7 protein-coding genes are annotated in these 12,299 nt (G+C 43.5%); all 7 read right to left on the bottom strand.

Annotated features, from left to right (window positions below):
- Positions 1-11: 11 nt before the first annotated feature.
- The 7 genes from BM107_RS16880 to BM107_RS16850 all read right to left on the bottom strand — a co-directional run bounded on the left by BM107_RS16880 (position 12) and on the right by BM107_RS16850 (position 12,297).
- Positions 12-2,834, bottom strand: a complete 2,823-nt coding sequence (locus tag BM107_RS16880; protein ID WP_090985475.1) for a SusC/RagA family TonB-linked outer membrane protein — start codon at positions 2,832-2,834, stop codon at positions 12-14.
- A 35-nt stretch (positions 2,835-2,869) separates the two neighbouring features.
- Complete coding sequence (locus BM107_RS16875; RefSeq protein WP_208864403.1) at positions 2,870-4,543, bottom strand: RagB/SusD family nutrient uptake outer membrane protein; 1,674 nt, start codon at positions 4,541-4,543, stop codon at positions 2,870-2,872.
- A gap of 15 nt (positions 4,544-4,558) precedes the next feature.
- Entirely contained in the window at positions 4,559-7,729 is a 3,171-nt protein-coding gene (locus tag BM107_RS16870; RefSeq protein WP_090985473.1) for a SusC/RagA family TonB-linked outer membrane protein, read from the bottom strand.
- 482 nt (positions 7,730-8,211) lie between these two features.
- Complete coding sequence (locus BM107_RS16865) at positions 8,212-9,150, bottom strand: DUF4886 domain-containing protein (protein WP_244278842.1); 939 nt, start codon at positions 9,148-9,150, stop codon at positions 8,212-8,214.
- A 6-nt stretch (positions 9,151-9,156) separates the two neighbouring features.
- Positions 9,157-10,299: a glycoside hydrolase family 88/105 protein gene (locus tag BM107_RS16860; RefSeq protein WP_090985471.1), complete on the bottom strand. Its 1,143-nt coding sequence runs from the start codon at positions 10,297-10,299 to the stop codon at positions 9,157-9,159.
- Positions 10,300-10,310: 11 nt separating this feature from the next.
- Positions 10,311-11,174, bottom strand: a complete 864-nt coding sequence (locus tag BM107_RS16855; protein ID WP_090985469.1) for a glycoside hydrolase family 16 protein — start codon at positions 11,172-11,174, stop codon at positions 10,311-10,313.
- Positions 11,175-11,184: 10 nt separating this feature from the next.
- Complete coding sequence (locus tag BM107_RS16850) at positions 11,185-12,297, bottom strand: alginate lyase family protein (RefSeq protein ID WP_208864402.1); 1,113 nt, start codon at positions 12,295-12,297, stop codon at positions 11,185-11,187.
- Positions 12,298-12,299 lie beyond the last annotated feature (2 nt).

The following is a 12,299-nucleotide window of genomic DNA, read 5'->3' as shown; positions in this document are numbered from 1 at the left end:
CTCATTTTGAGTTAAAATTTAACAGTTAAGCCTACCGCAAAGGTTTTTACGTAAGGGTAAGACGAAAAACGACCTGCATTGGGGGTTTCGGGATCAATACCCAGTTCTCCGAGTTTGGAAATTGAGAAAATATTATTACCACTTACAAAGATCCTCGCGCCTTTAAAACGTAAGCGCTGGTTAAGGCTTTGTGGCGTACTGTATCCAATTTCAGCAGACCTGAGTTTTAAAAAATTCCCTGAATACAACCAAAAGGTGGAGTTGGCCGTGTTGTTCCCATTGTCTGATATTGCGATACGGGGATATTTTGCCGTGGCCGCTGTGGCCGGAGTCCAGCTATCTAAACTGAGCTGATTCAAGCCATTCGGACCTGCATATACAATGTCAGAGACATCCACAGTTCTGCCAGCAACGCCCTGGAACTGTGCGCCTAAATCAAACTGTTTATATCGGATATTAAAACCGAAGCCATAATATATTTTCGGAATATCGGTATAGTCGCTGGAAATGGCATCGTTGGCATCGATGACGTTATCATTGTTCACATCCCTGTATTTCAAATCGCCGGGCACCACAAGGCTCGAAAGGGTTTGCTTCGGACTGGTATTAATCTCTGCCTGGCTCTGAAAAATACCTTCAGCGATGTAATAATTTCCGCCATTCACATACCGGCCTATAGTAGACTGGTTAGGGAGTACGTTTTCCGTTCTTTCCAAAATGATATTTTTAGCATAGGTAAAGTTGGCGTTGGTACTGATTTGCACTTCACCAATTTTTTTATGGAAAGTTCCGCTGGCATCGAATCCTTTACTGCTTACCTTGCCTGAATTTACCTGCGCAATAGCTATCCCAAGGATCCCAGGTAAGTTTGCAGGACCAAGGATATCCGTTCGTTTTTCATCAAAATAATCAACAGAGAAGGAAAGTGCGCCTTTAAAAAAATCTACGTCTGTACCCAGGTTCAAGCGGTCAATTTTTTCCCAGGTGGTTAAGGGGTTACCTGCAGGGCTTACCAGCCTGGCCGTGGTTGACGTAGAAAAAGTAGACCCCAGAAATGGCCCTGCATCTCTGGTAAAGAGCGTACGGTATGGCAGTCTGACCACATTGCCATTGGCATCATAAGTTGGGCCGATATTACCCGAGCGACCATAAGATCCGCGCAGTTTCAGGTAACTGATTACGGAAGCATCTTTCATGAAATCTTCTTTGGATATTAACCAGCCGGCTGATACTGCCGGAAAAAAGCCAAAACGTCTTCCAGGCGCATAGTTTTCAGATCCGGAGTAACTTCCTGTAAATCCCAACTGGTAACGTTGCTTAAAACTGTAATCTGCCCGCCCTACAATCATCCGTGAACGGTAATCCAAACGGTCTACCGCAGCGCTTACATATTGTTGCGCCCTTACATTTGCCTTTACCTGATGATCTGTAGCAAAGGTTCTGTTGTAATCTAAGCCAAACCAGAGTTCATTGTTTTTGGTATTGGTTTGGAAAGCTGCAGTACGGTAAGCAATAACTGCCGGCGTACGATAAGTTTGTACAGGCGTGACGGTTTGATTGAAAACTGCATAATTCTGAGATAACCCGTCGCCATAATTACCATAACCATCATAAGAAAAGAAAAGGTTAGCCGAAAGGCCTTTGGTGATAAAATCCATTTTCTGATCGGCCATGATGCTGGCGAGCAAAATATTGGTGGTGGTTCTTGAAAATCCTGTAGACTGTAACTGGCCCAGGGGATTACTTTGAAAGAGGGAGGTTCCGCCGTAAGATCCATCTGCATTTAAAATTGGAAAGGCGTTTGGGGGCAAATTATACAGGTTACTTAAAACCGTGCTGGTGCCATCGCCAACATCATTACGCACTTCACTCCTTACGCCTGCCAACAACGTAAGTGTAAGTGTTTTGGTTACATCGTAATCTAAATTGATGCGGAAATTATAACGTTTATAGCCATAATTAGAATCGTAATTGGGCGTTTCCGTTTCCTTCAAAAGGCCTTGCTGGTTAAAGTAACTCACAGAACTGAAATAACGTACCCTGTTGCTCCCTCCGCTAAAGGTAAGCGCGTACCTTTGTGTAGCTGCTCTTTTGCCCAGAAAGCGTTCTAAGTGGTTATTGTCCGGATAGAGGTAGGGGTTGGTATGGTTTTTATAACCGTCAAGCGCTGCATCATTATAGGCCGGTACCTGCCCCACATTGGTTAAGCCCCGATTGTATAAAGTAGCAAAATCATACGAATTTAAGGGTTTGATGAGGTTACCGGCAGATTGAAAACCGCCCTGAGCATCAAAAGAAATCAGGTTCTCTCCTATTTTACCTCTTTTTGTGGTGACCAAAATTGCGCCATTACCTCCATTTAGGCCATACCAGTTTAAACCAGCAGCATCTTTTAATACGGTTACACTTTCTATTTCGCTGATATCCATATCTTCGAAATCACGTTCAATTCCATCAACCAGAAAAGCTGGCGTAGCGCCTTGCGCATACGATGATTTTCCACGGATTTGATAGGACACGTTTCCACCGCCCGGCTGATTACCTGTCCACCTGAATAAAAAGCCACTTAACCTCCCCGCTAGTAAACCAGAAAGGTTACTGATCGGTACTTGGGTAAGCTGATTATAGCGCAGCGAGCTCTGGGCATAATTCAATTCTTCCCGGCTGCGTGTAGCAAACGGAATTTCTATTAATTTATCTGTCGAGTCTGTGTAGTTAGCTTTCCTAACCCTGATGGTATCCTGCTTACCGTTAGTCTGTGCAAAGGCTGTGCAGGTAAGCAGATAGCTGATGATGCACAGCATAACGCCCGAACATTTAATATATCTTGTCATTTCTTAACTTTTAAAATTGATGTACAACCCAATCACTACCATCCCGGATTCTGTTTCAATGCACCACTGGTCTTATTCATTTCTGCCCGGGGAATAGGATATAAATACATATTGTTATTAAATACCTTTTTAAATGCAGGCAATTCGATCACACTATAGCTGAAAGAGTCATTAGCATTTTTAACCACTTTCATGGCCTTCATTGGCTGGGCCACAATTTCAGTCCCTTTTTTCCAGCGAAGGATATCCCACCAGCGCATATCTTCGAAAGCGAACTCGATGGCCCTTTCGTTTCTGATGCGTTCGCGCATTTCAGCCTGGCTGAGACCAGCTGGTAAAACCGGCATTTTAGCGCGCAGGCGAATGGCATTTACCGCATTGTATACTTCTGCGCTTGGCCCTGATTCTTCATTTAAAGCTTCTGCATAATTGATCAGGACTTCTGCATATCTGTAAAAAACATAATTCAGTAATGCTGATGCGGTTGAGCCCGAACGTGAAGCCTCCGGCCATAGCCTTTTCAGGTAGTAACTGGTTTTGGTTATTGAAGTTGCCGTGCTGATATCGGTTCCATAGGTAATAATACCCTGGGCATTGGGTTCAGATTGCCAGGTTTGCACCGCCCGTCCCTGCCAGGTTGCATTGTTATAAAGGATGTTTACATAAAACCGCGGATCTCTGTTGAGGTAAGGATTTTGAGGATTGTATCCTGAGGTGGCGTCGGTAATGGGTTTGCCATTGGCCATTTCGTACAGATCAACATGATTCTGAACAGGTGAAAGGTTAGATTGTGCACCTCCATAACTTGTAGGAATCAAAAAATCGCTCAGATAAGTCCCAATAAATCCACGGCCGCCACGGGGCCAGATCCGGATGTATTCGTTAGAGTTTGCTACCGTAAGCACATTGGCGTAATTGGGCTCCAGTGAAAATTTGTTCAGGTCCATAATTGCCTTTGATGCCTCTGTGGCTTTTTTCCATTTCGCCAAATCATTTTCCGGATTATTTAACGGACTGGCATCGAAGAGCAGGGCTCTTGCTTTAAGTGCCATAACCGCAGCCCCCGTAGCCCGGTTAGATTGTGCTGCCGGATTGGGCCAGTCGGCATTGGTTAGTGGCAACAGCGTAAGGGCCTGTTCCAGATCACTTAAAATCAATGCAAAGGTTTCTGCATAACTGCTGCGCGGAAGATCTGTAGAAGCTTCTGTAAAATCTTGTGGCTGGGTTAATATCACGACCCCTCCAAAACGCCTTAACAACTCGAAATAGAAGTAAGCGCGGAGATATAGTTGCTCACCCTTGATATAATTAGGATTATAAAGATCGGTCCAGGGAACTTTATCCATATTGGCCAGCATCAGGTTTGCATTTCTGATTCCACGGTACATTTGAGCGTAAATGCCTGTCACATCAGAAGCTCCCGGATCCAGAAATTGGCCACTGTTCATTGCCGCCACCTCTATCTGACCATTATTGGCAATAGACTCATCTGTAAATTGTGAGGTCATTCCTTTATATCCGCTCAGGCGGCCATAATCCGAAATAGAAAAAGTATAGGTAAAATCGCCAAAGCGGGAAGCCGTTAAGGGGTCTTTAAAAACCTCTTCAAGGTCGCTCTGGATGCCCACATCACGCTGTAAAAAATCCTTTTTGCAGGAATAAGCAATGCAGAGCATAAATGAAAACAAAAGATATATGATTTTTTTCATGATGGTAACCTTTGATTAGAGTGATAAATTGAGGCCAAAATTGAAAACCTTGGTGGTGGGAATAGTGGCAATAGAAGAGGCATAGGCATTTCCCGATAAGCTGTTTTCAGGATCGATACCATAAAAATTTGTCCAGGTGATTAAGTTCTGGCCGCTAACGAATACGGTAAGGCCATTCAGGCGAATTCTATTGACCCATTTTTTAGGCAAACTGTAACTGAACTGCACATTTCGTAATTTGATGTAAGAAGCGTCTTGCAGTATAAAGTCGTTTAAGCTTTCATTGGGATTTGCATTCAGGCCCGGACGGATTACCGGCCAGCTGGCATTGGTATTGCCAGGCGTCCATCTGTTTAACATTGGTGCGTAATACTGGTTAAGGCCGCCACTTTGAAACACCACGTTTGAACTCACATTCGTTACCCCATTAAAAAGTGCCGATAATTGAAATCCCTTATACCCAAATTGCATATTCAGACTGGCATTGTATTCCGGAATATTAGGATGCCCGATGGCGATTACATCCTGGTTATTAATGATTCCGTCGCCGTTAACATCCTGATATTTAAAATCGCCGGGTATAGAAGGATAGGCTGTAATTTTGTTCAAGGGACTGCTATCAATATCCTGTTGATCTGCATAAAAACCGAGTACATGGTATCCAAAATAGGTACCGATCGGCTTGCCCGACACCCGCAGATTTTCGGCAAGACCAGGTGCTTCATCCAATACCCTGCGCTCATTTCTGGCATAACTCAGGTTGGCCGTAAAGGAATAGGTAAAGTCCTTGATCTTATCCCGGTAAGTTGCTGATAATTCATATCCGTGGTTGTAATTGACACCATAATTGGTACTTGGCACGGTGGCACCATAAGTTGCAAAACTGGTTGCCGAACGGGTGGTTAAAATATCCGAACGCTCATCATCAAAAAGGTCAGCAGTGATGTTCAGTTTATCCTTGAATAAAGAAAGATCAAGTCCGATATTTCGTTTTAAAGACACCTCAAAGGTGATAAACGGATTGCCATATTGTAACTGGGTATAGGTAGGCGCGCTAAAGTTACTGTTCGGATTTCCAAATACCACGTTTGATCCGGCGCCAAACCTGTTCTGATAATAGAAACGGCTTGTACCGGGACTTGGAATCCCTACCCTTCCAATCGAACCTCTGATTTTAAACATGCTGATCCAGGTAAATTTTTTCATCCATTCCTCATTGGCCAGATTATAACCTAAGGTTGCTGCCGGAAAAAATCCGTAGCGATAACCCTTGGCATAATTCTCTGAACCATTGTAGGTTGCACTGGCTGTTAGAAAGTATTTATTTCCATAGTTATAAGTAGCCTCCGAAATGATTCCCTGGTTGGCATAAGGCGCGGCAGCCGCAGCTGAGCCCTGTAGTTCGCGCTGACCGATTAGATTGGCACTGATGTTATGCTTGCCAAACGATCTGCCATAGGTTAAAAACAACTGCAGATTCGTTTTGGTAAAACCACTTCTTGAATAGGCAGGCGCCCCAAAAAAATCATTATAGGTACCACCCACGGGTGTTAATGCCAAAGTGGCCCTGTTGAGTTCCAGATAGCCGATACTTCCACGCTGCAACTTTCCTGATAATTGGGTGGCATCGTAGCCAAACTGGGCCTTAAAACTCAGGCCCTGTGTTAAGAAATCAAGTTTTTGCTTTACGGTGAAAATCGATTCGGCAATATTGTTATCGGTAAAGGCATATCCACCATAAGTGAGTAAGGCGTAAGGATTGAAAGCATTTACCCCGCCCAATCCATAATTTACGATATGGTTATAGTTTCCATCCAGGGCAATAATCCGGGGATCATCGGAGTTGATGTATTCCTTAAAGAACGGAGCTGCCCATGAAGGCATTTTCAAAGCCCGGCCCACAAGTCCTTCAATACCGTTACTCACTACCCCTGCAGGATCATTGTATTCGCTCATACCCGCCGGACTATAACGGTGTTCGTTCCTGCCGGCAAGGTTCACCTCAAAATTGGTGGTTTTGGTGAGGTCTATGCCTACCCTGGCCCTGAAATTGTAACGGCTGTAGCTCGGGGAAGTTGAATAATCCAATGGTGTTTTAAATTCCTTAAAATTTCCTTCTTCGCGCATATGGCTAAATGAGGTAAAGTATTTTACCTTTTCACTGCCACCTGATATCGTGAGGTTTTGCTGGTTCTGCATCCAATGGTCTTTAACCAGTTCATCGTACCATTGCACATCCGGATAAAGTAATGGATTACCGTTTCCGGCCTTAAAAATCGCTAAATCCTCATCGGTAAAGGTTCTGGATTCACCCACGTTGCGTTGCCCCTCACTTAACAGCATAGCACTTTCATAAGCGCCAAGAATTTCAGGACGAGAGGTTGCACTGATGATGCCCAGATTACCCGAAAATGTGACCCTTGCCGGCCCCTCCACTCCCTTTTTGGTAGTCACTACAAACACGCCGTTAGCACCTTTCAAACCATATAGCGCGGTAGATGAGGCATCTTTCAGTATGTTTATGCTTTCAATTTCATTGGGATCAATATCACCGAAAGAGGTCCTTTCCACACCATCCACAATGATAAGCGCTGTAGCTGAGGGCGAAACCTGTCCGCGGATATACAAAGCAGCACCGTTAATTCCCGGACGTCCGGAAGTTTGCTGCACCACAAGACCCGGCACGCGACCTGCCAAAGCATTGTTCACATTCGTTACCGGCGCCTTCAATAAATCCTGGCCCGAAACGGTACTGATGGCAGCAGTAACGGCTGATCTTCTTTGTGTAGAATAACCATTCACCACTACTTCACTTAGCGAACTGCTTGCGGAAACCAGCGTGATGTTGATTACACCAGCAGCCCCTATGGTAACTTCTTTGCTTTCGAACCCAATGGTTGAAAACACAAGTACCTGCCCAGGATTAACATTGATTTTATATTTTCCATCCAGATCGGTCTGGACACCCGTAGTGGTACCCTTTATTCTGATGGTTGCACCTGGAATAGGCTGGTTTTTCTCATCTTTAACGGTTCCGGTTATTTCCTGAAACCGCATTGCAGGGCGTTTAGCAACGAAGCTGACGGCAATTTTTATGGGCCTGGCCGGCAATGCCTGGGCCTTACACCAAAATGCAGCAACCAAAAGAAGCCAGCCTTTGGACCTTAGGTTTATGTTTTTTATCATCTATCTTGGATATGGTTAGAATTATCTTTTTTTAATATTTCTGCTTTTTTGCGCAATACAAATCTCCAGGACACGCAGATGCGTCCTCATCAATTCCCCAAAAGGGTGCAGGTTTATCGCCGAATTAAAAATGGAGATGGAAAAGCATTAAAAGGGTTGATTCCAGCTTTTATGCTAAACCTCGGGTCAGGAAATGCCAATCAGGTTGAAAAGCATCTTTAATAGTATCGCCCGTAATTCAGATTTTGTGTTTTCCTCAATTTCAACAAGGGGAATAGTTAAGAAATAGGTTGTCATAATATTTAGGTTTATTATTTGGTTAACACAAATCTATATGCTTATCTGCTTTGGAGGGTTCACTTTTGTACGGAAATGGTTTGTTTTTGTACGCAGGAGTAATATTTGCAGTTTATTTTTAGAAAGTTTGTGTTTTACAAATCAAAATAACCCAAGCGGACTAAAGTTTAGTATCTGCAATTATTTTATCGATTCGTTTTTGCGATGATTTCAGCTGCCACTTTACGAAGATACTGCGCAAATTCTTCAGAAACATTTTCAGGCTTAAATTTGATATATTTAACCGAATCATTAAACAACATCCCATACCAGATTAATCCGCCAAGGTATTTCCCCGCATCATTGGCATGGTTCGGATCGAATACGAGCTCTTTTTTATTCCAATAGTACCCCACATTGATCGAATGGGTTTGATCAGGCAGACTTGGGGCTGTCGGATGCTCATAATTAAATGAAAGATCAGGCTTAAAACCATATTTCCTGTCATTGGCTACAATTTGGAAAGCATCACCTACCGGTAAAATCGGAGCATTGATCCGCTTAGCCAGGAGATGATAAGCCGCCCGTGATTTCTGCCACATTTCCCGCTGGTTCATCGCAGTTTTACCTTCGGCTATACGCCCAAATTTTTTTGCATCGGTACGGTAAGCCCAGGTTTGATGGATAACAATACGCACATGGGGTTGCAATGCTTTCACATAAGCAATAAGTTTACTGGCATAGGGATAGTAGGTTGAGGAGTCTGCCGAAAGATAAGAATACTGCTGAATCGTAACCATGTCCCATTTTCCTTGCCCCAACAACATTTTTAATGATTTCCCGCCGTAAGGTTTTCCCTTGGGGTCATCAGCATTGGCTTCTGCTTTTTCTACATAACTCCAATGCTGCTCAAGTGAATGTCCACCAAGTTCTGCGCGCCCTATAATGAGCGTTTTTCCGCCTTCTTTTGCCAGTTGCGGCAAAAAGGCAGATGCATTTTGAGAAAAACTGTTCCCTATAATAAATAAACGTAAGGTATCTTGCCGGCTTTGCGCAAAAACATTTGCGGCCAGGCAAACCAGCAAAAGGGAAGACATGCTCAACTTAGTTAAAGTCGAGAACTGTAGTTTCATATTAATAATCATAATCGTCTATTTTACCTTCTTCATATATTCATACAATTGTGTTCCCGCCAGCAAAAATGCACCAACGCCATACACCTCAGTACTACCGGCATTTACGGCATCCGGACTTGCGCCAATGGGTTGTACATAACCCAGCATCCCATCTTCATGTACGGCAGAAACCATGGCTTTCCATGACTTTTCGACCACAGGAAGATATTGTTGTTTTTTCAAAACACCGTGATTTAAACCCCAGGCAATGGCATAGCAAAAAAAGCCGGTCCCGCTCATCTCTTTAACCGGAAAACTTGCAGGATCCAATAACGAAGCATGCCAGCTGCCGTCCGGCTGCTGTAATCCTGCTACTCTGGATACCATATCCTTATAAAGCTGAATCATTTTATTTCTATCCGGATGATTTTTTGGCATATTCTCCAACACCCTTACCAGGCCGGCCAATACCCATCCATTGCCTCTTGACCAGAATATTTTTTGCCCGTTTTTCTCTCTTTTATTAAAGAAACTCTCATCTCTGAAAAATAGCTTCTCCGAAGGGTCATATAAAAATCCGGTTGTCTTCCACCACAATTTAACAGCTGTATTAAGATACTTTTCATCTCGGGTAGCCGTACTTAAATAAGCAAGCGAAGGCGGCCCCATAAAGAGGGCATCGCACCAGGCCCACTCCCTTTTCTGGATATTATTTTTCCAGTTCAAAGGTTCGTCGTGTGGCTGGCTGATGATACTATCGGCCTGTAAAATAAAAGGAGCAATCATCTTTTTCTGCTTAAATTTGCTGTAAAGCTGCGCATAAGTTTGTCCTATACAATAATCATCTGCATAAAAGCGCAAATGTCCGGTATTCCAGCCCAAATCATTTCCAATATCAACCAGCGTCTGCAAGTAGCGTTCGTTGCCCCGCAGGTTGCCGAAAGCAAAAATACCGGTATAGCAGGCACCATTGGTCCAATCTGCTTTTCTATGATTAAACCCTTTGTTCTTCCAGGTATTTAATTGCCAGTCTGCCACCCGCTGCATCGTTTTAAAAATGTTTGCGGTTTCCAGAATAGAATCAGTTTTTAAAGGTGTTTCACCTGAAAAAGCACTAAATCCGCCGTAACAGCTAAATACCAGGATCAGAAGCAGTCGTTTTAAATTCATATTTTTCATTTCTTAATTGATTATTTTTGATAAACCCTTATATAATCCACTTCAAACCTGGCCGGGAAGGTGGTTTGAGAAGGATCTCCACCTTGTTTACCCCCTATCGCCAAATCGAGCAGCATATAATGCGGTTGTTTAAAAGGATTGATATTGGTACCATCCTGGTTGACCAACCGGTCTAATGACACTTTATTTAAAAGCTGGTTATCTACATAAAGTGCGATGCTGTTTTCATCCCAATCCATTCGCCAGATATGAAAGCGATCTGCCCATGCCTGACCGCCAAGGGAATCGATATTTTTCTCTGTACTAAACCAGGCATCTTTTCGGTTTGCATCCATAAAGGCAATATTGGCGAGCAGTTTTTTCCGGTAATATTCCATCATATCGATTTCACCGGTTGCAGGCCAGAATCCTTTTGTTCCCAGCGTCCACCAGGCTGGCCAGATGCCGTCCCGGATATCTATTTTACCGCGCATAACAAACCGGCCATAAAGCCAGCTATGTAACCCCTGGGTTTTGATGCTGGCTGAAGTGTAATCCGCTTCCCGCCTATGCTTTCTCCAGTCGCTGTTTCCTTCCTTAAAATCGGGGTTTGCCTTTTTTTCTCTTTTGGCCTCCAGAATTAGTTTGCCGTTTTCACACCTTGCATTTTCCTTTTGGTACCATTGGTATTCTTCATTGCGTTCAAATCCGAGTTCGTAAGTCCAGTTAGCCGGATCAGGTGCGCCGTTATTATTAAATTCTTCGGCCCATACCAGTTTGTAACCCCCTGAATGGAGCGCTGGGGGCTTAGGATTTTTTGATTGTTGGGCTACTCCCGATAAGCTGATGCATAAGGCACAGGCCGGCAATAATAATTTAATTAGATATTTTTTCATGGGGAATAATTTATTGGTATCCGTTTAATCGTAAGGGCATAAGGGTTGGAAATGTCCAGGCATAATCGTGTGTGGTATACATAATGGGGCGATATGGTGCAAGATAATCATCAAATTGCGGCGAAGGATAAATGCCATTCATCGCTTCCAGTAAGTTGGCCGGCCAGAAACCTGTTATAGTATGCACACTACCCGTATCCGGATTTTTAAAAAATTTCCATTCTTCGGGGTGTTGATTGTAGTAAAAAAGATAATCAAGTGCTTTTTTGAATGATGCCCCATCGCGCGATGCTTCAAAGAGATTCTCACCTGTCTGATTATAAATGATCCAGCTGGATGCGGTAAGCGGTGCCAGAGAAAAATAGGTATACCAAATGCCTTTTCCCTGTCGTTTTACTTCCTCCACCAAATGTCCATCCGGAGCAATTTTATCGAAAAGGTCTTTTTTGATTAAGGTTATGTTTTGCTGCATATCTTCCCGGTCTTCCAGGTAGGTGTCTGCCAGGATAGAAGCCAAACGAGACCAATCGCCAGAATTGTTGTTCCGGTACCGGATGCTGTTTGCTGCAGCACGAAATACATTTTTAGTCCACCATTGAAATTGTGTTACCTCTTTAGGCTGCCATCTTTTATAATCTTTGAGCAAATCGGCACTGATCATCAAGGCAGTACCAGAATACGACATCACCAGTGAACCATCCAGCTGAGAATATTTTTTATTGACCGCTGCCCAGGCATTCAGAAAGTAAACGGCTTTGTCTGCATATTTTATTTTTCCACTCAGCTGATAAGCTAAGGCACAACTATATGCCGAAAAACCATCTACCTGAAGTGCCCGTGAAGTTCGGCGGTGGGTTTCCTTGTCAACATAAAAACCCGGAATACTGAAATCTTCTACCGCATGTTGCGTGACCAGCAAAGCCGAATCTGCTTTAATCAGCAATGCCTTATAGGCTGATAAATAAGGTTCTTTTCTGGCTTTGAGCTGTTTTTTAACAAAATCGATCTGCTGTTGCGGATGCATCCCCTTTAGCCGATGTTGCGCAAAAGCTTCCTGACCCTGCAGTGTGCATAATAGCGTGGTTGTAGATAAAATAATAAGAAAAAATTTCAAGTGCTTCATAG

The sequence above is a fragment of the Pedobacter suwonensis genome, assembly GCF_900111825.1.
GTDB classification, from domain to species: domain Bacteria; phylum Bacteroidota; class Bacteroidia; order Sphingobacteriales; family Sphingobacteriaceae; genus Pedobacter; species Pedobacter suwonensis.
This window is presented reverse-complemented; position numbering and strand designations above follow the sequence as displayed.

Excerpts from the sequence above, each read along its gene's own strand:
- BM107_RS16880 (WP_090985475.1), bottom strand. The coding sequence starts at position 2,834 with ATGACAAGATATATTAAATGTTCGGGCGTTATGCTGTGCATCATCAGC.
- BM107_RS16875 (WP_208864403.1), bottom strand. The coding sequence starts at position 4,543 with ATGAAAAAAATCATATATCTTTTGTTTTCATTTATGCTCTGCATTGCT.
- BM107_RS16870 (WP_090985473.1), bottom strand. The coding sequence starts at position 7,729 with ATGATAAAAAACATAAACCTAAGGTCCAAAGGCTGGCTTCTTTTGGTT.
- BM107_RS16865 (WP_244278842.1), bottom strand. The coding sequence starts at position 9,150 with ATGATTATTAATATGAAACTACAGTTCTCGACTTTAACTAAGTTGAGC.
- BM107_RS16860 (WP_090985471.1), bottom strand. The coding sequence starts at position 10,299 with ATGAAAAATATGAATTTAAAACGACTGCTTCTGATCCTGGTATTTAGC.
- BM107_RS16855 (WP_090985469.1), bottom strand. The coding sequence starts at position 11,174 with ATGAAAAAATATCTAATTAAATTATTATTGCCGGCCTGTGCCTTATGC.
- BM107_RS16850 (WP_208864402.1), bottom strand. The coding sequence starts at position 12,297 with ATGAAGCACTTGAAATTTTTTCTTATTATTTTATCTACAACCACGCTA.